The sequence below is a fragment of the Demequina sp. genome (genome assembly GCF_047975725.1).
GTDB lineage: Bacteria > Actinomycetota > Actinomycetes > Actinomycetales > Demequinaceae > Demequina.
Genome location: NZ_JBKEED010000028.1, coordinates 24,920 through 47,959 on the forward strand (window position 1 = coordinate 24,920; position 23,040 = coordinate 47,959).

Genomic DNA, 23,040 nt, shown 5'->3' on the forward strand with positions numbered 1-23,040 from the left:
CGCGCAGGTTACGAACGCGGCCTGGCGGTAATGACGCCCGCGTATGGTCCCGACAGCACGCCGGGCTCGGACATCCCGCTCACCCACAGGTCGGAGATCTGCCCGTCAAGGTACAACGCGTCCTCGACGCCCAGTTCATCGCGGAACATCGTGGCGAAGTCCCACAGGTTGGTCAGGCCCGACGAGATCGCAAGATAGACGGTCGTTCCGTCAGGGCTGACGCCCACCCCGCTGCGCAGCGCAAGGTTGGTCGAGCCTTCGCGGAACTCGGGGTGCACCTCGCCGTCGAGCAGCAGTGCGGGTCCGGACTGGGTCGCCTGCACCACCCCCGCGGGGTCGTACTCCTCGCTGTTCACGACCGTCGCGGTGCCGTCGTCGAGCACAGCGAATACCGCATTGGGCTTGAGGTGGAAGTTGCCGCCACCGTCGGCGAGGTTGAGGCCCACGAGTTCCTCGCCATCCGCGACGAGCAAGCCTCCCGGGCGCATCTCGGTGGTGAAGATGCCGGCGTTGGTGGCTACCGCAATGGAAGGATCCGCCTCGATCACCTCCGACAGCAACACCCCCTCAGACTGCGGGTCCCACTCCACCCGCACATCCCACTCAGCCATGTCCAGGGTGACCACGCCGTAGGCTCCGCCGCCATGCTCGACCCGCATAGTGTCGACGGGGATGACGTCCTCGGATACGTCCGATGTACCCTCGCCTGCCGTGTCCCCGTTGCCTGCCGTAGTGCTCACGCCCGGGGTCGCCGTCACGGTCACCGTGGGCGCCACGGGCGCCTCAGCGCTGCAGGCGCTGAGCACGGTGAGGCTAAGCGCGGCGAGGCCAAGCGCGGTGAGGACCCCTGTGAGGGTGGGCCGCGTCGGGGAGCAGATCACAGTTCCAACCGGATCTGCTCCGCATCAAGTTCGGCGAGCATGGCAGACAGCGCAGGCGAGCTGAAGGTACCGAGCGAGCGCACGTCCAAGAGCGCATCGCGCTTGGCCTTGATGATCGCGAGGTGCTGCGCGTGATGGTGGCCGTCGCGCTCGTCGCGCTGGAAGTCCTCCCGCGTCTGGGCTCCGACTCGCTCGAGAAAGTCCTGCAGCCGTACGCGCTCGGCGAGCACTTCCTCCTCGCTCGCACCGCCGGCGGGCCTCAGCAACCTCACGGCCCACGCGACGGTGCCTCCCTGGATCACCAGCGACGAGATCGCGACGATGTACGCGATCAGCACCAGCAACGAACGGTCCGGGGTGTCGATCGGGAGGGTCTGGGCGGCGGCTACCGTCACGACGCCGCGCATCCCCGCCCACACCATCAAGGCGCCCTCCCGCCTGCCCAGCGGCGCCTTCTCGAGATAGGAGATATCCGCCTCGGTACGAATCAGGTGGCGCTCAAGCATCTCTGCGGACTGCTGCGAGCCGCCCCACCGACGCCGTGTGACCAGCCTGATGGCGCTGGTAGCCGAGCCATCGCTCGCCAGGGCTCGTCGCGCATCGGCGATCTTTGGCTTGGCCGCGAGTGCCCGCGCGGCCCTGCGACCCTGCACCCACAGCAAGGGCGCGATGAAGGCCGCGCGCACGACGAGTGCCGCCAGGAGCGTGAGCGCCGCCACGCCCGCGGCAAAGGCGACACCCTCATGGTCTCGCTGCACGTCCTGGATGGTGCCGATGAGTTCGAGGCCCAGGATCAGGTAGACCACTCCCTCGAGCATCAACTCGATGGCACGCCACGTCTGATGGTCCGAGGCCCGCACCTGCGGGGACAGCACGCGCGCGGCGCCGTTGCCCGTGACGAGGCCCGCGACAACGGCCGCGACCAGGCCAGAGGCACCCATGAGTTCCGCGGGGACCGAGGCGAGGAAGGGCACGGCAAAAGTGAAGACGGTGTTTGCAGTGGTGTCGGGGATCCGGGCGCTGATCCACAGGTTGAGGTGGCCGACGGCCCAACCGATGATCACTGCGACGGTCATCGCCATGACGAACTCGCCTGCCACACCCCACACGGTCACGGCCGATGCGGCAGCGGCGACCGCTCCACGCAACAGCACCAACGCGGTGGCGTCATTGAGCAGCGCCTCACCTTCGAGCAGCGACACCATGCGTGGAGCCACGCCCGAGCGCTTGATGATCGCCGTCGCCACGGGATCCGAGGGGCTGACGATGGCGCCGATCGCGAACGCCCACGGCCACGACAAGTCGGGCAGGATCGCGTGGAACAGGACGCCCAGCAACACCGTCGAGATGATCGTCAGCAGCACTGACAGAGCGCCGATCGACTTGAACTCACGGCGGAAGTCGGTAGCCGGAATTGACACCCCTGCGGCGTACAGCAGAGGCGGGAGCACACCGGCGAGAATCACCTCGGGGTCGACCTCGATGGGCTCAACAAAGGGCAGCGCGCTCGCGCCCACACCAAGTGCGACCAGAATCAGCGGCGACGCCACACCGAGCCTGGGCGACACGACCGTGGCAAAGGCGATGGCCAGCAGGGCGACCACACCGATAATCAGGTACTCCACTGGCCCTCCTGGCTGCCGGTATCAGTGCCATCGTATCGAGACCACGCCTCACTGAGGCGTTAGCATCGCGGCATGGAACCAGGGGGAATGACCGGACGCGAGCGCGCCTACCTCACCAAGCACGCTGATGCCCCGCTCGCGTGGGGCCATGGCCGGCTGTGGACGCTCGACTGGGACGGCACGTCGGGTCACCGCGCGCCCGCGGGCGCTGTGCTCACCGAAGACGAGGACGGCGATCTTCCTGCGGTCAGAGTGCTGGCGCTGAGGCCGCTACGGCGGCGCTCGCGGCGGTTCGCGGGCAACTCCCTGAGGGGCTGGGGCATCTTCTGGACTGTGGTGGCGGTGCCGATCGGCCTCACCGCACCGTCCGACAAGGTCACGTGGCTCACGCTAGCCTTGGGCGCGCTGCTCGCCACGATGCTCCTGCCCGGCATCCTCTTGCGCGCGACGTCCGGCCTCGACCGGCGCCAGGTGCTGCCGCTTGAGGTGTTGCGAGAGCGCTCCGTTGACGACGGTCTGCACGAAGTGCAGTTGCGAGACGTTGACGGCTCGCAGGTGACGCTGATCGCCACCGCGACGCTCGCAACCACGCTGCTGCTCAGTTCCGACTTCGACGCGAGCCCCGTCATGGTGCCGCTGACCCCCGGCGACTACGCTGCACTCGACCTCACGACCCGATCGTCGGCCGACGTCAAGCGCCGCCGGGACACCAGCGAAGTGATGGGCGCCGCCGCGTTCGTCAACCCCGCCTTTCCCGCAGCCCACTACCCGCCGGAGCGACTCGAGGCGCACCTCGACCAGGTGGCACGTGTGGCTGGGATCTCTCGCGCACAGCTCGCACAGCGCATTGAGCCGCTTGCCACCAAGGCGAAGGCCGACGATGAGGACGGAGACGTCGACGGGTTCGTGGGCATACACGTCACGCGCGCCGCCAACGCCGCGCTCGGCTGGGCGATCGTGGGCGGCCCCATCATCGCCGTTGTGGTGACACAACTCGCGCATGAGGTGACCTTCACCTGGCCCTGGTGACGGAGCCCTCCGCGCCCGGCGGCGGGACCTTTGCCGCTGGTGCCGCGAGCGCATCGGCTGGTATTTTCGGCGAGCCAGAAGGAGGCACCATGACCGCCGTGCAGCAGCCCGCCGCGCGTACTCGCACGAGTGTGCGCGCCCCCGTCCCGACGTTCCAGTCGGCCATGGGACGCGAGCGTGCACCCCTGCGAATGTGGGTCACGGGGCTCACGCAGCGCGGCATGATGGTCAGCGACGGCGAGGGCGCCGCGGTGTGGATCATCGACGAGCGTTCGCGCCATGCCGTCGAGCAGGCGCTGCACCTAGGCATCAGTGCCCTCGACCTGCACGAGGACGGTACCGCCGTCATCGCGGGCACCGAGCTCAACATCGCGCCGTGGTGACGTCGGCGACCTGACGGGCGTGCCGTCAGAACAGGGTTGCCTGGCCTGGCCTTGATCCCTGCGCGGGCGGACGATGCGGGCGCCGGGTCGCGCTCGTCCGGCGCCAATCGCCGTTGTCGTCACGCGCCCTGGCACGCGGCATCTGCGGCGCCGACGCGCCACCCGTGCTGCCCATCGCGCCGGTATTGGAGTCCTCGGGGCGCGTTCGAGCCCGTGGGCGCGGATGAGGGCCTTGATGCGCGCGAGCGCCTGGTCGAGATGCCCGGCATGAGTCGGTAGCGCCCTTCGGCCCGCTGGTAGGGGTCCGTGTTGGTGCCGAGAGCGACATGCTCGCGTGCCCACGAGCGCTTGGCCAGGTCGGCCTTGAGCGCCTCGACAACGTTGATCTTGACGATCACCTGGCTGTCGAAGTCGGCGCCCGAGCCGAGCTCGAGGTAGCGATGGCTGGGCCGTGCAAAGCAATACACGCAAGCATGTGAGCAGCCGCGATAGGGGTTGATGGTCCAGGTGAACGGCACCGCGCTGCCCGGACCGACTCGGCTCAGTGCGCTCTTGGCGAGCACCTCGTGGAAGGTCACGCCCGCAAACTCCGGGGTCGTCACCGTTCTGACCAGGTGGGACATCTTGGCGAGCGCTGGCAGCGCATCGGCTGTGCTGGCACGCAGCGCCTGGGCCTCCCACCACATGTGCCCATGCGAACATTTGTTCGACTGAGCGGTCAAGCCTCCGAACTGAACGGCTCGGCGTGTCGCGACTCTCGACCGGACCCCTTTGCCATGATCAGGCCATGTCGAACACCGAGCGGTTCAACCAGGAATACGCCGGCTGGGCACCGCTGCGCGAGCAGCGAATCGAGTTGGGCGACAACCTCGCCGCCGCGCGGCCCGTCGAGCACTTCGCCTACTTTGGCCGGAAGGCTCATGCCAAGGAGGCGGAGGCGGCCCTTCGCGCCGCGGGTTTCGAGGTCGAGACCGCACGCCAGGGCTTCAAGGTTGCCCTCCAGGCGACACGCCCGCAGAGCCTCAGCGACGAGGAGGTTGCCGCTTTTCTCGCCGAGGTGATCGGCGTCGTCGAGCACGCACGGGGCTCGTACGACGGCTGGGGCGCAATGACGGCCTGACGGCCCTCCACGTCGTGCGCGCGGAGGCGCCGCTCGCTAGCCGCGCAGGTCGTGCTCGACCATCGCCCCCACGATGTCTTCGAAGGACATCGTGGGCTGCCACCCAAGTTCGGTGCGCGCACGGGTCGCGTCGCCGCGCTGCTCGCTCGGATCATGCGGTCGCAGCTCGGAGGTATCGGTGCGCACGCGGCGCCGCTCAGCAGGAACACCCGCCGCGTCGAAGGCGGCATCGATGAAGTCCTGCACGCTATGCGCGACGCCCGTGGCGATCACGTAGTCGTTGGCCGTGTGGTGTGCGGCTGCTCGCACCATCGCGTCGACGTAGTCGGGCGCCCAGCCCCAGTCGCGGCGGGCGTCGACGTTGCCCATCACGAGTTCGTCGGCCTCTCCCCTGGCGATCGCCGCGACGGTCGAGGTGATCTTGCGCGTCACGAAGGTGCGGGCGCGCCGGGGCGACTCGTGGCTGTAGAGAATGCACGAACTCGCGAAGGCCCCACGCGCGCGATACCCCTGGACGACGGTGTGGGCGAAGGCTTTGGCCGCTCCATACGGCGACACGGGCGCCAGCGGAGTCTGCTCCGTTTGCGGGCTTTCCGGGGCGTCACCAAAGATCTCTGCACTGGAGCACTGCACGAACCGTGCATCGGCGTTGGCTGCCATGGTCGCCTCCAACAGCGCCACGGCTCCTACGCCCGTCACCAGGCCGGTGCGCGCCGGCGCAGCCCAGGACTGGCCCACAGAGCTGAGCCCGGCGAGGTTGAACACCAGGTGAGGAACGATGTCCTTCACGACCGCCTCGACTCGGCTGAGGTCACCCAGGTCGGCCTCGTGCAGGGTCGCCCGCTGCGCCGCCTCTGCCCGCGCGCTCTCCTCGCCGGGACCGGGACGCACCAGGCCATGAATCTCGGCGTCCTGGGCGCCCAGTCGCTCGAGCAGGTAATGCCCGTCCTGACCGGTCAGCCCGGTGATGAGCACGCGCATGGCGCCGCCTACCAGGTACGTCCGGGGTTGTCCTGGTCGGACTTCACCATCATCCGGACCAGTTCCTCGAAGCTGACCTCAGGCTGCCAGCCGAGCACGTCGTGAGCCTTGGAGGCGTCACCGATGAGCAGGTCGACCTCGGCGGGGCGCATGAAGCGCTCGTCCTGCTGGACGAGCGGCTGCCAGTCATCGATTCCGGCCGCGGCGAAGGCCACGTCAAGCAGGTCGCGCACCGACTGGGTCTGGCCCGTGGCGATCACGTAGTCGTCAGGCTGGTCCTGCTGAAGCATCATCCACATGGCGCGCACGTAGTCGCCCGCGTAACCCCAGTCGCGCTTGGCGTCGAGGTTGCCCATGACGAGCGAGTCCTGGTCACCGCGCGCGATCGCGGCGACGGCGCGCGAGACCTTGCGCGTCACAAACTCCGGCCCGCGGCGCGGTGACTCGTGGTTAAACAGGATGCCGCTCGAGGCGTGCATGCCGTACGACTCGCGGTAGTTGATGGTCATGTAGTGGCCAAAGACCTTGGCCACTCCGTAAGGCGAGCGGGGCCACAGCAGCGTCGACTCACGCTGGGGCACCTCTTGGACCTTGCCGAACATTTCCGAGCTCGAGGCCTGGTAAAACCGCACCTGATCGAGACTGCCCTTGGCCCACAGGCGGATCGCCTCGAGCATGTTGAGCACACCCTTGCCCGTCACTTCACTGGTGAGCTGGGCGTTGTCCCACGAGTACGCGACGTAGCTGATCGCCGCGAGGTTATAGATCTCGGTGGGGCGACTGATCTCGAGTGCGCGCAGCAGGCTCGAGAAGTCCATCAGGTCGCCCGTGATGAGCGTGGCCTGCGGCAAGATCTCCTCGACAATGGCGCGGCGCGGGTTGTTCTGCCCCCGGATCAGGCCGTACACCTCGTAGCCCTGCTCTAGCAGGAATTCCCCCAGGTACAGGCCGTCCTGGCCAGAGATTCCGGTGATCAGCGCACGCTTCACGCTTGGTCCTCAATTCGCTCATGGCCGGTTGGCCGCCCCGCTACCGTACGTTACCGCCACCGGGGAGGTCGCGAGGCTACAGCGCCGATGCACCAAGGTCCCGCCACGCTCGCGTACGCCCGCCTTACAGTGGCGTGAACGACCGAGGAGGAGCTGTGGACCCTGCCAAGATGCGTGCCGCGATGACCGAGCGGCCCGTCGAGGACCCCAGTCGCAGCGAGTACGACAAGCTCGTGGCAGACGAGTGGTTCCGTTACCGCGCGGGCCCGGAATTGGCGGACATGCAGCGCGCCACCATCGCTCGCCTGCGCGAACTGGGCGAGTTGTTCTACACGGACCCCGACGGCGCCAGCCGGGGCGTGAGTGAGCTGGTGAGCGAGTGCGGCCCCGGCCTCGACTTCCGGCCGCCGCTCTACCTCGAGTATCGCGAACGCGTCACCTTCGGCGCGCACGTGTTCATCAACGCGGACCTGATGATCCTTGGCTCGGGCCGCGTGCACATTGGCGACCACGCGCTCATTGGGCCTCAGGCGCGCTTCTACACGGTCAACCACGCCTTCGACATCGAGACCAGGCGCGAGGGGTGGGAGCGGGCCTTCCCCATCACCCTCGAAAACGACGTGTGGCTGGGCGGATCCGTCGTGGTGTGTCCCGGCGTCACCATCGGCGCGGGCTCGGTGGTGGCCGCCGGATCGGTGGTCACCCGCGACGTGCCGCCCGGCGTCCTGGTGGCGGGCAACCCCGCGAAGGTCATCCGCTCGCTGTAGACGATCGCCCACGGCACAGGGCCGTCGCCTCGTGCGCGCGCCCGCGATCGCGTACCCTCTTCCCATGCCCGACGGACATAGTCCCAAGCGCCCGCTGAGCGTCTCGATACGCAAGCCGGCGCCATCCCTGATCTTTCTCGCCACCACCGCCGACGCGGTTGGCCCCGAGCGCATCGGCCGCCTCTCATGACGCAAGCCTGGCTGCTGCTGGTTCTCACCTTCGTACTGATCGGCGCCAACGCGATCTTCGTGGCGGCCGAGTTCGCGTTCGTCACGGTCGACCGCCCCACGGTCGACAAGGCCGCCAAGGCCGGCGACAAGCGCGCCGCCTCGTTGCGCACGGGGCTCACCCACCTGTCGACCGAACTATCCAGCGCGCAGCTGGGCATCACCCTCACGAGCCTGCTCGTGGGCTTCATCGCCGAGCCGTCCATTGCGACGCTGTTGCGCCAGCCGCTTGACGCGTGGGGCATGCCGGAGGGCACCGCGCTCGCCGTGTCTCTCACCGCCGCGTTCATCATCGCCACCGCGACCCAGATGGTGTTCGGCGAACTGGTGCCCAAGAACTGGGCCATCGCCGAGCCGCTACGCGTGGGACGCGCCGTCGTGGGCACCCAGCGCGGCTTCACGTGGTTCATGGGCCCGCTTATCCGCTTTCTCAATGGCTCCGCCAACTGGATCGTCCGCCGCTTGGGCGTCGAACCGGTCGAGGAACTCGCGTCCGCACGCTCGGCCCAGGAGTTCGAGTCGCTCGCGCTGCACTCGGCGGCGCGTGGCACCCTCGACCCGCGCGTCGCGACCCGCCTGGCTCGCGCCGCTGAACTGCGCGAACGGACGGCTTCGGACGCGATGACGCCGCGCACTCGCGTGACCTTTGTTGAGGCCGATGCGCCCGTGTCCGAGGTGTTGACCCTCGCCTCCCGCTCGGGTCACGCCCGCTTCCCCGTCATGGGCGACGACGTCGACGACATTGTGGGCATCGCGCACTTTAAGCGCGCGCTCGCGGTCCCCGCGCGGCAACGCCGCACCACCACCGTGCGCGAGATCTGCCTGCCGGTCGAGTCCGTGCCGTCCACCATGCCGCTCAGTTCGGTGCTCGAGGCGTTGCGCCGCGGGTCACAACTCGCGGTCGTGGTCGACGAGTACGGCGGCACCGATGGCGTCGTCACCCTCGAGGACTTGGTCGAGGAGATCGTCGGCGAGATCGAGGACGAACAGGACCGCCCCGTCTCCCGCCACCGTGAGGTGGGCGAGGGCAAGTGGTCGCTGTCCGGGCTGCTGCGCCCCGACGAGGCTGGCGAGATCATGGGCCTTGACCTGCCCGAGGCCCGCGAGTCCGACACCATCGGCGGCCTGCTCACTGAGCATCTCGAGCGCTTCCCCGTGTTGGGCGACCAGCTCACGATCGAGGCTCGGGACGAGCGCCACCGCGACGAGGACGACATCCCCGTACCCGTCGACGTACGCATCACCGTGACCAGGCTTGATGGCCACCGGGTGGACCGCGTACTGGTCGAAACCATGCCACGTGAGGTGCCCGGCGCCGACGACGACTCCCACGCACGACAGGAGGCTAGCCGTGGCTGACTGGGTCGCGATCACACTCGCCATCGCACTGTTGGTGGGCAACGCCTTCTTCGTGGGTGCCGAGTTCGCCCTCGTCTCCGCTCGCCGCACGCAGATCGAGCCGCGGGCTGCTGAGGGCTCATGGGCCGCACGCATCACGGTGCGCGCCATGGAGCGCGTGTCGCTCATGATGGCCGGCGCACAACTCGGTATCACGATGTGCTCGCTCGGCCTTGGTGCCATCGGCGAACCTGCCGTGGCCCACCAGCTCGAGAAGCCCCTCGCCGCGATCGGCATCGAGGGCGCGTGGCTCCACGGCATCGCGTTCGCCATCGCCTTGGCCATCGTCGTGTTCTTGCACATGGTCCTGGGCGAGATGGTCCCCAAGAACATCGCCCTCGCCGGGCCGGAGCGTTCCGCGATGATCCTCGGACCCGCGCTGTACGGCGTCGTATGGATCCTGCGCCCCATCATCGCGGCGCTCAACTGGCTCGCGAACTGCGTGCTCAAGGGTCTCAAGGTCGAGCCTGCAGACGAGGTGGCGAGCGCCTTCGACGCGGATCAGGTGGCGGCCTTTGTCGCGGAGTCTCGCGACGAGGGCCTGCTGGGCGACGAGGAGCACCAGGTGCTCTCCGGGTCGCTGACGCTCGCCTTCGAGACCGTCGAGACGGTGCTGACATCCGTCGATGACCTCGAGACGCTCCCCGTCGACGTCACGCCGCAGCAGGCTCAGAAGGTGTCGCTGCGCACCGGGTTCTCCCGCTTCCCGCTGGTCGACGAGGCCGGAGAGTACGTGGGCTACCTGCACCTCAAGGACTTTGTCGAGGTGCCCCGCGGCGGAGCAACCAAGCCGGTGCCGCCCACTGCGGTGCGTCCCCTGACGGTGATCTCTGCCGACGCCTCGCTTGAGTCGGCGCTGACCTCAATGCAGGCGCGCGGCACGCACATCGCGCTCGTCAAGGACGCCGCCACCGGTCAGGTGCGAGGCGCGGCGATGCTCGAGGACGTCATCGAACGGCTGGTGGGCGAGGTCGTCGACGCCGGTCAGCTCGCGTCGAGCGAAAGCTAACCCGGTCCCTACGACGCACGAGCGCCCGGTAGCCCTACGGGGCTGCCGGGCGCATCGGCCGTCTGGTGCCTAGAGCACGTGAGACAGGAAGTCCTTGGTGCGCTGCTCGCTGGGTGCGTCGAGGACCGCGGCTGGCGGGCCCTCCTCGACCACGACGCCCTCGTCCATGAAGACCACGTGGTCGCCCACCTCGCGGGCAAACCCGATCTCGTGGGTGACGACGATCATCGTCATGCCTCGGCCGGCGAGGTCCTTCATGACGGCGAGCACCTCGCCCACCAGCTCGGGGTCGAGCGCCGAGGTGGGCTCGTCAAACAGCATGATCTCGGGGTCCATCGCGAGGGCGCGAGCGATCGCGACGCGCTGCTGCTGACCGCCGGACAACTGCGCCGGGTAGTGCTCGGTACGGTCGGACAGCCCTACGGTCGTGAGCAGTTCGAGGGCGCGGGCGCGCGCCTCACGCTTGGAGCGGCCCAGGACCTGTACCTGAGCCTCGACCACGTTCTCGAGCGCGGTCATGTGCGGGAACAGGTGGAAGCGCTGGAACACCATGCCGATGCGCGAGCGCTGCTGGGCGATGCGCTTGGGGTGCAAGCGGTGCAGGGTCGTGGCGTCGCCCTTGGTGACCTCGCGGTAGCCCAGCAGTTCGCCGTCGAGCCGCACAGAGCCGCCCGTCAGTTCCTCGAGCTCGTTGATGCACCGCAGCAGCGTGGACTTACCCGATCCCGAGGGGCCGAGAACCACGCACACCTCTCCCCTGTCGACCGTCAGGTCGACGCCCCGCAGCACGTGCAGGTCGCCGAACATCTTGTGCGCGTCGCGCACCTTGACCATGGGCTCGGTGTCGGTCACGGGGTCACCTCCAAGAAGGGATCGTCCTTCGCGGTGCCAGCGGCCTGAATGGCGCTCTGCCGGCCAAAGCGGCGCTTCTTGCGCTTGCCTCCGCCCGCGTGCTCACCGGTGCCCTTGCCGTAGTAGCGCTCCAGATAGTGCTGACCGACCATGAGGATCGACGTGATGAGCAGGTACCAGAACGCGGACACGATGAGCAGCGGGATGGGCAGGAACAGGCGGTTGCCGATCGCGTTGGTCGCGAACGTCAGATCGAGGGTGAACGGCACCGCGAGCACGAGCGACGTGGTCTTGAGCATCGAGATGGTCTCGTTGCCCGTGGGAGGCACGATCACCCGCATGGCCTGCGGAATGACGATGCGGCGAAGGATGGTCGACTCCTTCATGCCGAGGGCGCGGGCCGCCTCTTCCTGGCCCTTGTCGACCGAGCCGAGGCCGGCGCGCACGATCTCCGCGAGATAGGCGGCCTCGTTGAGTCCGAGGCCCAGCAGCGCGGCCCAGAAGGCGGTGATGACCATCGAGGTCTGGAACGTGTAAAACTCCGGCCCGAACGGGATGCCGATGCTCAAGGTGGGATACAACACCGAGATCAGGCCCCAGAAGACGAGCTGGGTGTAAATCGGAGTGCCGCGGAACAGCCAGATGTAGAACCAGCTCGCCGAGCGCAGCACGGGGTTGTCGGACCGGCGCATGATCGCCAGGATGACGGCCAGCACGATGCCGATCACCATCGAGCCGAACGTCAGCACGAGCGTCCAGCCCACCCCGCGGATCACGGACACGTCGCGTAGGTACAGCCACACCACGTCCCACCGATAGTTGGGGTTGGTGATGAGGCCGTGGACGGCCATCGCCGCGAGCACCGCGAGCAGCGCGGCGGCGATCCAGCGGCCCGGGCGCGGCACGGGGCGCGCGTGGATGCGGTTGGGCACGGGGTCAGAACCCCCGTGTGTGCCGGGTGTGGTGCTCATGCAGTACTCCTCGCCCTCGAGGGTGGGCCGATGCGCGGGTCCTGACCCGCGCATCGGCCCCTCACGAGGGATTCAGCGGCGTTAGGACGCCGGGTTGACCTCTGCCGTGGTCAGGCCACCGGACTCGGTGCCCCAGCCGGACAGGATCAGTTCGAGCGTACCGTCGTCCATCAGGCCCTGGAGGGCCAGCGCTACGGCGTCGGTGAGCTCCGAGCCCTTGGCGGTCGCGATGCCCTGGGGCGCGGTGTCGAGCGCCTCGCCCAGCAGTTCGAGCTGGCCGTCGGCCTGGCTCACGGCGTAGCCGGTCACGGGAGAGTCAGCGAACAGCGCGTCGGCCTTGCCGCCCACGACGTTGGTCGCGGCGTCGGCGTTCGAGTCGTAGGCCAGCACGTCGATGGCCTCCTTGCCGTCCGTCTCGCACTGCGCGCTCATGTCGCCCGCCTCGATCTCCTGGATGGTGCCCACCTGGACCGCAATAGTGGTGCCGCACAGGTCATCCACGCTCACGCCGTTGGGGTTGCCCTCCTTGACGGCGAGCGCCGAACCGGCGGTGAAGTACTGGATCATGTCGACGACTTCGAGGCGCTCGGGCGTGATGGTGAACGCCGAGATACCGGCGTCGTACTTGGAGCCAATGCCCGGGATGATCGAGTCGAACGAGGCAGAGGTGACCTCCGCCTCAAGGCCCAGCGCTGCGGCGAGCGCGTTCGACAGGTCGACGTCGTAACCGATGGGCGTCTGGCCATCGACGTCGAGGAACTCGGCGGGAGCGTAAGTAGTCTCCATGCCCACGCGCAGCACACCGGACTCGGCGATGTCCGCGGGGACGAGAGCCGCCGCCTCCTCGTTGACGTCGATGGTCGACACGTCGAAGGCTTCGGTGGTGTCACCGTTGGTTGCCGAGCCGCCGCTGGGCTCGAGCGAGGCGGTGGTGCAGGCGCTCAGGCCGAGCACGGCGATGGCGGCGGTGGCCGCAAAGGCGAACTTACGCATGGGGGATCTCCTCAGGATAGGGATGGACGCACGCCGCTCGCGGGGACGCGGGATGGTGGTCACCACCGGCGGCGAACGTGCTACGCATAATCATACAGGCCACCGCATAACCGCGATGACGGCCCGAAGTCCCGGGTGCGACTTAGACGTGCTCGTCCTCGCCGCCGTCGGGAAGGTCGTCGCGTTCGGGCTTGCGTGCGAGGAAGGCGATCGAGGCGCCTAGGCCGCCCCAGATCACCACCATCGACACGACCATCAGAGTGATTGCCTCGGGGCTCATGCCGCACCTCCCTGCACCGGCGCCTGCGGGCCGGCGGGCGCATCGGGCCTACGGTCCCCCTCGGGCGGCAAGTGAAGTTGCGCGCGCGTGGGCCACGGATGGAACTCGCCATGGTCCTTGGCCCACCTCAGGGCGGGCATGGCGAGCGCCACCGCCGTGATGAAGGCCATCGTGCCCCACCCAAAGAGCGCGAGATACCAGGCGGGGTACGTGCCGTAGCCGTCGACGATGAGTGACACCAACTTGTCGACAAACATGTAGATCAGCAGCAACGAGACCACATTGATAACCACGAGCCACACCTTGCCCACGGCAAACGTCGAGATCGCGCTCAGGTGGCGCGACAGTTCCGGACCACGGCGGGCAAGCCACAGGGAGGCGCCGATCATGAGGATCGCACCCATGACGATGCCGAGCTGATTGGAGAACTGGTCGACCGTGTCGAGCAAGTACAGCCCGGTGGTGGTGCCGAAGCCCACGAGCGACAGCACCGCGGACGGGAGGCCTACCGCGAGCGCACCCTGACGCGGCGTCCAGCCGAACTTGTCCTGGAGGGCCGAGGACACTGTCTGCAGCACGGACACGAGCGAGGTCACGCCCGCGATGACGAGCGAGCCAAAGAACAACGCACCGAAGACCTCCCCTCCTGGCATCTGGCCGATGACGGTGGGGAAGGTGATGAACGACAGGCTCACACCCGTGAGGTTGGTGAGCTCGTTGACGCCGACGCCCTGCTGGACGGCGAGGAAGCCGATGGTCGCGAACACGCCGATGCCCGCGAGCAACTCGAAGGCGCTGTTGCCGAAGGCGACGACGAGCGCGGGGCTCGTGACGTTGGAGCGGCGCCTGCGGTACGAGGCGTAGGTCACCATGACGCCGTAGGCAAGCGACAGCGAGAAGAAGATCTGGCCGTAGGCGGCGATCCACACATCGGGGTTGCTCAAGGCACTGAAGTCAGGGGTGAACAGCGCATCGAGGCCCTCGGCCGCGCCGTCAAGGAATAGCGCACGCACCACGAGGATGGTGAAGGTGACGACGAGCAGCGGGATGCCGATGACGTTGAGCTTCTCGACGCCGCCTGAGACCCCTAGCCACAGCACCACGATCGCGACGATCCACACGAGAGCCAGCGGGATCAGCACGCCGGGGACAAAGTCGAGGGAGAAGCCGACGCTCTCCGTCAGGTGCAGGAAGTCGCCGTAGAAGTAGCCCGACGGATCGTCTGCATACGACAGGTCGAAGCTGAAGACGAAATAGCTCAGCGCCCACGCGATGATCGCGGTGTAGTACAGCCCGATCACGAAGCAGATGGCGACGTGCCACCATCCCACGCCTTCCGCGCGACGGTGGATGCGCCTGAAGGTCAGCGGGGCCGAGCCACGGAAGCGGTGCCCGATGCCGTGCTCGAGCAACAGAATGGGGATGCCCGCGGTCAGGAGCGCAACCAAGTAGGGGATCATGAAGGCTCCCCCGCCGTTGTCGTACGCCTCGCCGGGGAACCGCCAAATGTTCCCGAGGCCGACAGCGGAGCCGACTGCAGCAAGGATGAAGGCGGTCTGGCCGGACCAGTGCTCGCGCTTGTCCTTGGCGCCCAACTCGGGGCCGGGCTGGGTCGGGGGGCTGCCTGCTACTGCCATCGCACCTACTCGTGTCTGGATCAGGGTTGTCTGGTTCAGGGTGGGGACCTGATGCCAACGGGGCCAATGCCGACGCGACTGGCACCACGGTAGTCGCTGCGCACCTCGGGCGCGCGCCCTTTGCGGACGATACGGGGCCTTTGGGGGGGTCGCACCCGGTTGCCGCGGGTTGAGCGCGGGGCGACACGCGCATCGGCTGTTCGCATGCGCCCGACAGGACCGCGGCGGCCGGGTGGCGATGGGCCCTGCCCGGCCGATGCGCATCGGCCCTGGTAATGGAGGTTTCGCCGCGGTGATGGCGCGCGCGAGGTCCGGCGCGACGGGCTGGCGCCCGCCAGCGTTCGGGTCGGATCGTTACCTTCCCGTGACCAATGACATTTGACGAATCGTTTCGCGCTGTCTACTTTGAATCGAAGCGGTTCGAAAGTAGCCGGGGTCACCACGATGTGAAGCCGGCGGTCCGTCCAGGACACGAAGGAGTGAAAATGGACAACGGCGGAGGAACTCACCACTCAGCCCCCCTTGAGGAGCGACGCGCATGAGCGCGGCAACCCAGCTTTCCCTACGAGAGCTCGCGGTCAAGAACCTCGATCGCAAGTCGCGCAAGGAGCGCGGCCCCGACAAGCGGCGCAAGAAGTCCGTCAAGATGTTCCTGCTCATCTCGCCGTTCGTCGCCTTGTCCTTCCTCTTCGCCTACTTCCCGCTGTACGGCTGGATTTACTCGCTGTACGACTACAAGCCGGCTCTGGGCCTAGGCGGCTCCGAGTTCGTGGGACTCCAGTGGTTCCGCCTCATGGTCAACTCCCCCACCCAGCTCGAAACCATCGGGCAGGTGCTCACCAACACCCTCGCGATCAGCTTCCTTGGCATCGCGACCTCGGTGCTGCCGTTGGCCTTCGCCGTGTTCCTCAACGAGGTGCGCGTGCCGTGGTTCCGCAACGCAGTACAGACGCTCACCACACTGCCCAACTTCATCTCGTGGGTGCTCGTCTACATGATCGCCTTCTCGCTGTTCTCCAGCACGGGCCTGGTCAACGACGTGCTGCTGGACTCCGGGATCATCACCACACCGATCAGCTTCCTCGACTCCGGCGACCACGTGTGGCTGCAAATGACGGCGTGGAGCATCTGGAAGGGTCTTGGCTGGGGCGCGATCATCTATCTCGCGGCCATCTCGGGCATCGACCCGTCGCTGTACGAGTCCGCCAAAATGGACGGCGCCGGACGCTTCCAGACCATGTGGTACGTCACCGTGCCTCAGCTGATGCCCACCTACCTGGTGCTGCTGCTGCTGTCCGTGGCCAACCTGCTCAACAACGGCATGGAGCAGTACTACGTGTTCCAGAACGCCTTCAACCGCGAGCACATCGAGGTGCTCGACCTGTACGTCTACAACATCGGCATGACGGGTAACAACCTGTCCATGGCCACCGCGATCGGCATGCTCAAGTCGCTGATCTCCGTGGCGCTGCTGTTCACCGTCAACGCGCTCGCCAAGCGACTGCGCGGACAGTCGCTGGTGTAAGGGGAGCTGCCATGTCTGCCACCACAGTCGTCAACCAGGACACCGAGCACCGCACGGTGCGCCCTCCCAAGGGGCACGAGCGCACCATGGGCGACCGCGTGTTCTCCCTCGTCAACGGGTTCGTCTTCCTGATCCTCGTGATCCTGTGTGCCTACCCGTTCTACTACCTGATCATCAACTCGATCAGCGCCAACGACATCTCTGCGCTGGGCGACGTGCGCCTGTTCCCCAAGGGCATCCACTTCGAGAACTTCGTGCAGGTGTTCCAGCTCAAGGGCCTGACGACGGCCGCCGCCGTATCTGTCGCCCGCACCGTGCTGGGCACGCTCGCGACGGTGCTCGCGTCCGCCTTCCTGGGATTCATGTTCACCCAGGACCGCATGTGGGGACGGCGCTTCTGGTACCGGTTCGTGGTCATCACCATGTACTTCAGCGCAGGCCTGATCCCGATGTTCATCATCATGAAGAACCTGGGATTGACCAACAACTTCTGGGTCTACGTGATCCCGTTCGTGGTCCAGCCCTTCTTCATCGTGCTGGTCAAGACCTACGTCGAGGGCATGCCGCGCGAACTGCAGGAGGCCGCCGAAGTCGACGGCGCCGGAACCCTGCGCACCTTCTTCGTGATCTACCTGCCCAACATGACGCCCATCCTCGCGACGGTCGCCATCTTCGCAGCGGTCACGCAGTGGAACTCGTTCCAAGACACCCTGATCTACATCACGGACCAGAGCCTGTACACCCTGCAGTACCTGCTCTACATGTTCATCAACCAGGCCAACAGCCTGGCCATCGCGGCTCAGAACGCCGGCGGAAACCTGGGAGCGATCGCTGACGCCGCCTCCCAGCAGACGCCAACCTCCATTCGCATGACCGTGTCGGTGATCGTCATCCTGCCGATCATCTTCATCTACCCCCTCTTTCAGCGGTACTTCGTCAAGGGCATCATGCTCGGCGCGGTCAAGGGCTGAATCAACCCGCAGGTCAAACCAGAAAGGAAAGCAATGAAGCTGAAGAGTACGGTCGCCTTCGCGGCCACCACTCTCCTTGCCGCAGGACTGCTGTCGTCCTGCTCGTCGGATGAGCCGGAGGACACTCCGGAGTCCAACACCAACTCCCCCGGCGCCGAGGCCGCGGGCTTCCCCGAGTCGTGGGACGAGGAGATCACCATCGACGTGTTCGATGGCCTCGCCAACTACATGGGCACCCAAGAGGGTTGGTTTGCCAAGGTCGTCAAGGACAAGTTCAACATGAACTTGAACATCATCGCCCCCAACGTTGCCGGCGGTGGCGACACCCTCTACAACACCCGCGTGGCCGCCGGAGACCTCGGTGACCTCATCATCACCGACAAGGGCGAGCGCGTCGACGAACTCGTCGAGGGCGGCCTGCTGCTCGACATGGCCGAGTACTACCCCAACATGGAGCACGCCGCGGTGTTCGACCAGGCGGTGCAGATCCTCAACGAAGGCAAGGACGGCATCTACTCGACGCCCACCCAGGTGTCGACGCTCAAGCCGACCCAGCCCTCCGAGGGCATCGACCCCACGTTCGGCCCCTTCCTGCGTTGGGACATCTACGCGGAGCTCGGCTACCCCGAGATCGGCACCCTCGAGGACCTCCTGCCCATCCTGAAGGACATGCAGGACGCCCAGCCCGAGGCCGACAACGGCCAGAAGACCTACGCCCTGTCGCTGTTCAAGGACTGGGACGGCAACATGATGAACGTTGCCAAGCAGCCCATCTGCTTCTACGGCTACGACGAGATCGGCTTTGTCCTTGCCAAGGCGGACGGCTCGGATTACCAGGGCATCCTCGACGAGGACGGCGAGTACAAGCGCGTGCTCGAGTGGTATTTCCAGGCCAACCAGCTGGGCATCGTCGACCCCGAGTCGACCACCCAGAACTACGACACCCTGTTCTCGAAGATGCAGAACGGCCAGGTGCTGTTCTCCTGGTGGCCGTGGCTTGGCCAGTCGGCTTACAACACCGCCGAGAACACCGCAGCAGGCAAGGGCTTCATGATCGCCCCCATGGAGGACATGCAGGTGTTCTCCTACGGCGCCGAGGCCTACGGCGGCAAGCAGGTGCTCGCCATCGGCTCGCAGGCCGAGGACCCCGAGCGCATCGCAGCCTTCATCGACTGGCTGTACTCCGCCGAGGGCACCTACATGAACAACTCCCAGACCATGGGTGCTGCTGGCCCCGAGGGTCTGACCTGGGAGATGGGCACTGACGGCGAGCCTGTGCTCACCGACTTTGGCCAGGAAGTGTTCCTCACCGGCGACGGCACCGTTCCCGAGGACTGGGGCGGCGGCTCGTACATCGACGGCACGTCGACGCTCAACGTGAGCGTGGTCCTGCCCAACGACACCGACGCTGCCACGGGCTTCCCGTTCAGCTACAAGACCTGGCCGTCGTACCTCGAACTGGTCGAGACCCCGCTGCAGGCGGACTGGACCGAGCAGATGGGTGGCGCTACCACCACCATCGGCTACCTCGAGGACAACGACCAGCTGCTCGTCGCGCCGGGTGCCAGCTACACGGCCCCTGCCGACACCTCCGAGATCGAGACGCTGCGCAACCAGATCAAGGCGCTGGTCGTGCAGTACTCGTGGCAGGCCGTCTTCGCCTCTGACCAGGCGGCGTTCGACTCCCTGTGGGCCGAGCTCGTGTCCAAGGCCGACGGCCTGGGCTACGCGCAGGTCCTCGAGTGGGACATGGCCAACGCCGAGGAGCAGAACACCGCTCGCGAGACGGTGGTCGCGACCTTCGCCGAGTGACCTGACACTGGTCGCTCATCACTGAGAGGGCCCCGGGGCGAAAGCCCCGGGGCCCTTTCGCGTGTGCTGGGGCGTGTGTGCTGGGCGGTGGGGTGTGCGCGCATTGGCCGTGCGGTGTGTGCCCTGGTGACCCGTGCATCGGCCGTGCGGTGTGTGCCCTGGTGACCCACGCATCGGCCGTGCTGGACGTGCCGTACTCTCCTTCTGTCCCCGCCCCTCCCGGTTGATACCCGTCTCGACGCGATCTGGGCAGTGCGTGCGCGCCTGATACCCGCTGCTGTAGCAAGCCACGGGCGTTCGGTTCACAGGGCCGATGCGGGTGCTGGGTTGAGTGCGGCTCGGCCGCCCGCGGCGAGGCACACGGGTGAGCCGACTCACACGGGTATCAGCCGCGCATCGACCTGCGCTATCGCGTCGCCACGGGTATCAACGACGTTAATGCGGGCGGGCGTGCCTAAGCGTGACGGGAGAAGATGTGGCGCAGCAAGAAGGCCGCGGCGTAGGACCCGAACGAGAATCCGACGGTGGCGACCAGGAACCACACGGGCGGGAACAGCACGGCGAGGGCCACGACCGTCGCGGGAATCAGCGCAAGAGCCATCGTGCGCACAGGCTCGGCGCCCGGCAGCAGCAGAGCATTGCGGAGGGTCTGGCGGGTGGTGTTGCGGTAGCGGGCGACGAGGGCCTCGCCATACATGAAGGCGACCGCCAGGTACGCGGCCGCGAGCGCTGCGAAGGCGCCCCAGATCACCGAGACCATCGAGCCCTGGAACACCCAGAACAGTGCAGAGAAGAGCAGCACAACCGCAGGCAAGCCCAACGCGAGCATGACGAGCGACGCCTGACGGAAGTTGCGCTTGAAGGCTGGCAGATAGTCGGGTAGCGGGCGACCGCGCTCGTCGTCCGAGTAGCGCATGGTCACCTCGAACAGGGCACTGAGCGCGGCGCCGATGGTCACGACGGGCAGGCAGGTGACCAGGAACAACAGGTTCAGCACCACGAACTCGAGGAACCCCGAGATACCTCCTGCGGCGCGGCCTTCCGGGTCGATCTGCATGCGATTCCTCTCTGTGAAGCGGTGCCGGGTGTCGGCGGTGGCGGTCAGCGGCGTTGCGAGCGTCCACCCTCAGCGGCGATCGCGGCGGAGCGGCCGGGGCCGAGCAATACGTCGGTGCGCACGCCATCGGCAATGATGACGGTGACCATCATCTCGCGCGCGCCGCCGTGCAGGCGCGCGCTGACGAGCGCGCCAGTACGCCACCGCATGTCGACCAGCACGCCGCCACGACACCTGAGCCCGCGCACCTCGCCGTCCGGCCACTGCGGCGGCAGCGCGGGAAGCAAGCGAATGACGCCCTCGTGGGACTGGACCAGAGCCTCGGCGATCCCGGCCGTCAGGCCCATGTTGCCGTCAATCTGGAAGGGCGGGTGGGCGCTGAACAGGTTGGGGTACATGCCGCCGCGATGGGCCGCGTGGGCATCTTCCGACTGGGCGGGCCGCAGCGCGAGGGCGACCTGGCCGTGCACGCGCTCGCCGTCCCCCAGGCGCGCCCACATGGCGGTACGCCACGCGAGCGACCACCCGGTCGACTCGGGGCCACGCGCGAGGATCGAGGCCGCTGCGGCGCGCGCGAGTTCCGGCGTTGCCTCAGTGATCTGGTCCAGGGGAAACAGCCCCACCAGGTGCGAGAGATGGCGGTGCTCGGGCTCGGCCTCGATGAGCGGCTCGCCCCACTCGAGCACGCGCCCGTCAGCCGCGACAGTGGGTCCAGGCAGCGCCGCGACGCGCTGCTCCAAGAGCGCGACGGCCGGTGAGGCGACGGCGAGTTCCCGCGAGGCGGCCGATGCCGCGGCCGACAGCCCTCGCAGCAGCGCCACGTCCATCGCCGCACTTGTCGCGAGGGCCCGCGGAGTGTGCTCATCGTCAAGAAAGCGGTTCTCGGGAGACGTGGAGGGCGCGGTCCACGCGCGGGACTCATCTCCTTGAAGCCAGTCGACAGCAAACCGGCATGCCAACTCCAGCACCGGCCAGGCCCGCTGCCGCAGAAACTCGACGTCGCGCCCGAACAGCCAGTGCTCCCACAGGTGCTGGGCGAGCCAGGGCCCAGCCATGGGCCAGAACGCCCACGACAGGTCGCCCTCGTGGTCACCCACTGGCGCGGCGTGGCCCCAGGGGTCCGAGTTGTGGTGCGCGAGCCACCCGTCGGCGCCGTACAGCGTCCGCGCGGCCTCGGCGCCCGTGGTGCGTGCAAGGCGCTCGACGAACGTGAGGAGCGGCTCGTGACACTCGGCGAGGTTGGTGGTCTCAGCGTGCCAGTACGCCATCTCGAGGTTGATGTTGGTGGTGTAGCCGCTCGACCACGGGCCGGGTAACTCGGCGTTCCAGATTCCCTGGAGGTTCGCGGGCAGTCCGCCGGGCCGCGACGCGGCAATCAGCAGGTAGCGACCGTAGTGGAAGGCCAGCGCGGCGAGGCCCGGATCCTGCTCATGCCCAGCCCGGCCGATGCGCTCGCTGGTATCGACCACTGCCGCACCTTGCGCTGTGGTCAGGGACAGCTCGCACCGGTCGTACAGGGCTGCGTGTGCCGCGACGTGCGCCGCATGGAGCCTTTCGGCGATCATGCCGGGCTCGCTGTGAGCATCACTTGCCTCGTAGTGGTCAAGCGGGCCCGTTTCGTGAGCATCACTTGCCTCGTGGGAGGGGAGGGTGGAGGTGGAGGTGGAGTCGAGGAGCAACGCGCAGCGCTCAGCGTCGTCGAGGCCGTCCAGGTGCTCCATGACTCCCGGGAGGGAGGGCGAGGTCGCGGTCGCGATCAGCAGCAGGTGCTCGATCGCGGGCGCGGTTTCGAGCACGCCGTCGGTGACGGTCGCCGAACCCAGGGAGCGCACGAGCACCGCCCCCCCGCGTCCTGACTGCTCGTCGTACACGATCGGGGTGTCGGTGCGCGCGTGGCCGGGCGCCACGTCGACCGGCAGAAGATAGCGCGCGAGGAGTCCGCCGTGGCCGTCCCGCGGCCGCTCGCGTTCGCGCAGCAGGCTCGTGAGCCGCACGCGCAGGGATACCGGCTCCTCAGAGGTGACGTGGTGCACGATCACCGCCGCTGCCATGTCGGCCCAGGTGCGCTGGGTGACGCGCGCACCATCCGCACGGTAGGAGTGCTGCGCCGTCGCGGTCGCGAGGTCGAGCGTGCGGGCGTAGCCGTCGGGGGACGTCGCGCCCACTACCTCGATGTCGCACGTGGCGAGCGGAAGGTAGGCCTGCGCCCAGGGAGTCTGTTGCGTGCGCAACAACGCTTCGGCGGTGTCGTGGTCGCCGGCCGCGAGCGCGCTGCGCACCCGTGCGAGCAAACCCGGGCCGTCGTCGGGAAGGCCACGCAGCGGGCCACCGGGAGCCGGCCCTGACCAGGCCGTGACGTCGTTGAGCCACAGCCGCTCGCCTGCGGCAGAGCCGTTGAGCCCTCCCGCGACCATCGCCGCACGGATACCGTTACCAATGGGCAGCGCCTCGAGCCAGGCCGCTGCGGGACGGGAGTAGCGCAGCGTGTGCGCGGGATCCTGGGGCCTCGTCGACGGGGTCACCTGAGTAGTA

The 23,040-nt window shown here is 67.6% G+C and carries 21 protein-coding genes and 1 pseudogene; 10 read left to right on the top strand and 12 right to left on the bottom strand.

Annotated elements, in window-relative coordinates; genetic code table 11:
* Window positions 1–8: 8 nt before the first annotated feature.
* Window positions 9–881 carry a phosphodiester glycosidase family protein gene (locus ACK5NO_RS10210; protein WP_416812571.1) on the bottom strand — a complete coding sequence of 291 codons (873 nt, stop codon included), beginning with the start codon at window positions 879–881 and terminating at the stop codon, window positions 9–11.
* Window positions 878–2,506, bottom strand: coding sequence for a cation:proton antiporter (locus ACK5NO_RS10215; protein WP_416812572.1), 1,629 nt, complete (start codon window positions 2,504–2,506; stop codon window positions 878–880). Before ACK5NO_RS10215 ends, ACK5NO_RS10210 begins: the two co-directional genes overlap by 4 nt.
* Before the next feature lie 72 nt (window positions 2,507–2,578).
* Here ACK5NO_RS10215 and ACK5NO_RS10220 point away from each other — a divergent pair, with 72 nt between their 5' ends.
* Window positions 2,579–3,535 (top strand): hypothetical protein, encoded by a 957-nt coding sequence (locus ACK5NO_RS10220; protein WP_416812573.1) that lies wholly within the window; start codon window positions 2,579–2,581, stop codon window positions 3,533–3,535.
* A gap of 89 nt (window positions 3,536–3,624) precedes the next feature.
* Window positions 3,625–3,918, top strand: a complete 294-nt coding sequence (locus ACK5NO_RS10225; protein WP_416812574.1) for a hypothetical protein — start codon at window positions 3,625–3,627, stop codon at window positions 3,916–3,918.
* A 173-nt stretch (window positions 3,919–4,091) separates the two neighbouring features.
* Here ACK5NO_RS10225 and ACK5NO_RS10230 read toward each other — a convergent pair.
* Window positions 4,092–4,604, bottom strand: a pseudogene (locus ACK5NO_RS10230) (radical SAM protein); the annotation flags it as partial.
* Window positions 4,605–4,705: 101 nt separating this feature from the next.
* Here ACK5NO_RS10230 and ACK5NO_RS10235 point away from each other — a divergent pair.
* Complete coding sequence (locus ACK5NO_RS10235; protein ID WP_416812575.1) at window positions 4,706–5,038, top strand: ribonuclease E inhibitor RraB; 333 nt, start codon at window positions 4,706–4,708, stop codon at window positions 5,036–5,038.
* Between the two features lie 36 nt (window positions 5,039–5,074).
* Here the strand turns inward: ACK5NO_RS10235 and ACK5NO_RS10240 are convergent, their stop codons facing one another.
* Both ACK5NO_RS10240 and ACK5NO_RS10245 read right to left on the bottom strand, forming a co-directional pair.
* Window positions 5,075–6,019: a GDP-mannose 4,6-dehydratase gene (locus ACK5NO_RS10240; RefSeq protein ID WP_416812576.1), complete on the bottom strand. Its 945-nt coding sequence runs from the start codon at window positions 6,017–6,019 to the stop codon at window positions 5,075–5,077.
* A gap of 8 nt (window positions 6,020–6,027) precedes the next feature.
* The gene (locus tag ACK5NO_RS10245) at window positions 6,028–7,008 is read right to left on the bottom strand and encodes a GDP-mannose 4,6-dehydratase (protein WP_416812577.1); all 981 of its coding nucleotides are present in this window, start codon (window positions 7,006–7,008) and stop codon (window positions 6,028–6,030) included.
* 155 nt (window positions 7,009–7,163) lie between these two features.
* Between ACK5NO_RS10245 and ACK5NO_RS10250 the strand changes: the two genes are divergently transcribed.
* The 4 genes from ACK5NO_RS10250 to ACK5NO_RS10265 all read left to right on the top strand — a co-directional run bounded on the left by ACK5NO_RS10250 (window position 7,164) and on the right by ACK5NO_RS10265 (window position 10,410).
* The gene (locus ACK5NO_RS10250; RefSeq protein ID WP_416812578.1) at window positions 7,164–7,775 is read left to right on the top strand and encodes a sugar O-acetyltransferase; all 612 of its coding nucleotides are present in this window, start codon (window positions 7,164–7,166) and stop codon (window positions 7,773–7,775) included.
* A gap of 64 nt (window positions 7,776–7,839) precedes the next feature.
* Entirely contained in the window at window positions 7,840–7,965 is a 126-nt protein-coding gene (locus tag ACK5NO_RS10255) for a hypothetical protein (RefSeq protein WP_416812579.1), read from the top strand.
* The gene (locus ACK5NO_RS10260) at window positions 7,962–9,362 is read left to right on the top strand and encodes a hemolysin family protein (RefSeq protein WP_416812580.1); all 1,401 of its coding nucleotides are present in this window, start codon (window positions 7,962–7,964) and stop codon (window positions 9,360–9,362) included. The genes ACK5NO_RS10255 and ACK5NO_RS10260 overlap by 4 nt, the downstream gene beginning before the upstream one ends.
* Entirely contained in the window at window positions 9,355–10,410 is a 1,056-nt protein-coding gene (locus tag ACK5NO_RS10265) for a hemolysin family protein (protein WP_416812581.1), read from the top strand. Before ACK5NO_RS10260 ends, ACK5NO_RS10265 begins: the two co-directional genes overlap by 8 nt.
* 69 nt (window positions 10,411–10,479) lie before the next feature.
* Here the strand turns inward: ACK5NO_RS10265 and ACK5NO_RS10270 are convergent, their stop codons facing one another.
* The 5 genes from ACK5NO_RS10270 to ACK5NO_RS10290 form a co-directional block, all read right to left on the bottom strand.
* Window positions 10,480–11,262, bottom strand: coding sequence for an amino acid ABC transporter ATP-binding protein (locus ACK5NO_RS10270; RefSeq protein ID WP_416812582.1), 783 nt, complete (start codon window positions 11,260–11,262; stop codon window positions 10,480–10,482).
* Window positions 11,259–12,233 carry an amino acid ABC transporter permease gene (locus tag ACK5NO_RS10275; protein ID WP_416812583.1) on the bottom strand — a complete coding sequence of 325 codons (975 nt, stop codon included), beginning with the start codon at window positions 12,231–12,233 and terminating at the stop codon, window positions 11,259–11,261. Before ACK5NO_RS10275 ends, ACK5NO_RS10270 begins: the two co-directional genes overlap by 4 nt.
* Window positions 12,234–12,314: 81 nt before the next feature.
* Window positions 12,315–13,226 (bottom strand): ABC transporter substrate-binding protein, encoded by a 912-nt coding sequence (locus tag ACK5NO_RS10280; protein WP_416812584.1) that lies wholly within the window; start codon window positions 13,224–13,226, stop codon window positions 12,315–12,317.
* 142 nt (window positions 13,227–13,368) lie between these two features.
* Window positions 13,369–13,506, bottom strand: a complete 138-nt coding sequence (locus ACK5NO_RS10285; protein ID WP_416812585.1) for a methionine/alanine import family NSS transporter small subunit — start codon at window positions 13,504–13,506, stop codon at window positions 13,369–13,371.
* Window positions 13,503–15,143, bottom strand: coding sequence for a sodium-dependent transporter (locus ACK5NO_RS10290; RefSeq protein WP_416812586.1), 1,641 nt, complete (start codon window positions 15,141–15,143; stop codon window positions 13,503–13,505). Before ACK5NO_RS10290 ends, ACK5NO_RS10285 begins: the two co-directional genes overlap by 4 nt.
* Before the next feature lie 538 nt (window positions 15,144–15,681).
* Between ACK5NO_RS10290 and ACK5NO_RS10295 the strand changes: the two genes are divergently transcribed.
* From ACK5NO_RS10295 to ACK5NO_RS10305, 3 genes are read left to right on the top strand one after another with little or no spacing between them, the layout of a single operon-like run.
* Window positions 15,682–16,668, top strand: coding sequence for an ABC transporter permease (locus ACK5NO_RS10295; protein WP_416812587.1), 987 nt, complete (start codon window positions 15,682–15,684; stop codon window positions 16,666–16,668).
* Between the two features lie 11 nt (window positions 16,669–16,679).
* Window positions 16,680–17,639, top strand: a complete 960-nt coding sequence (locus ACK5NO_RS10300) for a carbohydrate ABC transporter permease (protein WP_416812588.1) — start codon at window positions 16,680–16,682, stop codon at window positions 17,637–17,639.
* A gap of 33 nt (window positions 17,640–17,672) precedes the next feature.
* Window positions 17,673–19,451, top strand: a complete 1,779-nt coding sequence (locus ACK5NO_RS10305) for an ABC transporter substrate-binding protein (protein ID WP_416812589.1) — start codon at window positions 17,673–17,675, stop codon at window positions 19,449–19,451.
* Window positions 19,452–19,905: 454 nt separating this feature from the next.
* Here ACK5NO_RS10305 and ACK5NO_RS10310 read toward each other — a convergent pair whose 3' ends face one another.
* Both ACK5NO_RS10310 and ACK5NO_RS10315 read right to left on the bottom strand, forming a co-directional pair.
* Window positions 19,906–20,508: a YesL family protein gene (locus ACK5NO_RS10310; RefSeq protein ID WP_416812590.1), complete on the bottom strand. Its 603-nt coding sequence runs from the start codon at window positions 20,506–20,508 to the stop codon at window positions 19,906–19,908.
* Between the two features lie 44 nt (window positions 20,509–20,552).
* Window positions 20,553–23,030: a glycosyl hydrolase family 95 catalytic domain-containing protein gene (locus tag ACK5NO_RS10315; RefSeq protein WP_416812591.1), complete on the bottom strand. Its 2,478-nt coding sequence runs from the start codon at window positions 23,028–23,030 to the stop codon at window positions 20,553–20,555.
* Window positions 23,031–23,040 lie beyond the last annotated feature (10 nt).

Excerpts from the sequence above, each read along its gene's own strand:
- ACK5NO_RS10275 (WP_416812583.1), bottom strand. The coding sequence starts at position 12,233 with ATGAGCACCACACCCGGCACACACGGGGGTTCTGACCCCGTGCCCAAC.
- ACK5NO_RS10220 (WP_416812573.1), top strand. The coding sequence starts at position 2,579 with ATGGAACCAGGGGGAATGACCGGACGCGAGCGCGCCTACCTCACCAAG.
- ACK5NO_RS10240 (WP_416812576.1), bottom strand. The coding sequence starts at position 6,019 with ATGCGCGTGCTCATCACCGGGCTGACCGGTCAGGACGGGCATTACCTG.
- ACK5NO_RS10280 (WP_416812584.1), bottom strand. The coding sequence starts at position 13,226 with ATGCGTAAGTTCGCCTTTGCGGCCACCGCCGCCATCGCCGTGCTCGGC.
- ACK5NO_RS10305 (WP_416812589.1), top strand. The coding sequence starts at position 17,673 with ATGAAGCTGAAGAGTACGGTCGCCTTCGCGGCCACCACTCTCCTTGCC.
- ACK5NO_RS10295 (WP_416812587.1), top strand. The coding sequence starts at position 15,682 with ATGAGCGCGGCAACCCAGCTTTCCCTACGAGAGCTCGCGGTCAAGAAC.
- ACK5NO_RS10310 (WP_416812590.1), bottom strand. The coding sequence starts at position 20,508 with ATGCAGATCGACCCGGAAGGCCGCGCCGCAGGAGGTATCTCGGGGTTC.
- ACK5NO_RS10285 (WP_416812585.1), bottom strand. The coding sequence starts at position 13,506 with ATGAGCCCCGAGGCAATCACTCTGATGGTCGTGTCGATGGTGGTGATC.
- ACK5NO_RS10300 (WP_416812588.1), top strand. The coding sequence starts at position 16,680 with ATGTCTGCCACCACAGTCGTCAACCAGGACACCGAGCACCGCACGGTG.
- ACK5NO_RS10290 (WP_416812586.1), bottom strand. The coding sequence starts at position 15,143 with ATGGCAGTAGCAGGCAGCCCCCCGACCCAGCCCGGCCCCGAGTTGGGC.
- ACK5NO_RS10225 (WP_416812574.1), top strand. The coding sequence starts at position 3,625 with ATGACCGCCGTGCAGCAGCCCGCCGCGCGTACTCGCACGAGTGTGCGC.
- ACK5NO_RS10235 (WP_416812575.1), top strand. The coding sequence starts at position 4,706 with ATGTCGAACACCGAGCGGTTCAACCAGGAATACGCCGGCTGGGCACCG.
- ACK5NO_RS10260 (WP_416812580.1), top strand. The coding sequence starts at position 7,962 with ATGACGCAAGCCTGGCTGCTGCTGGTTCTCACCTTCGTACTGATCGGC.
- ACK5NO_RS10255 (WP_416812579.1), top strand. The coding sequence starts at position 7,840 with ATGCCCGACGGACATAGTCCCAAGCGCCCGCTGAGCGTCTCGATACGC.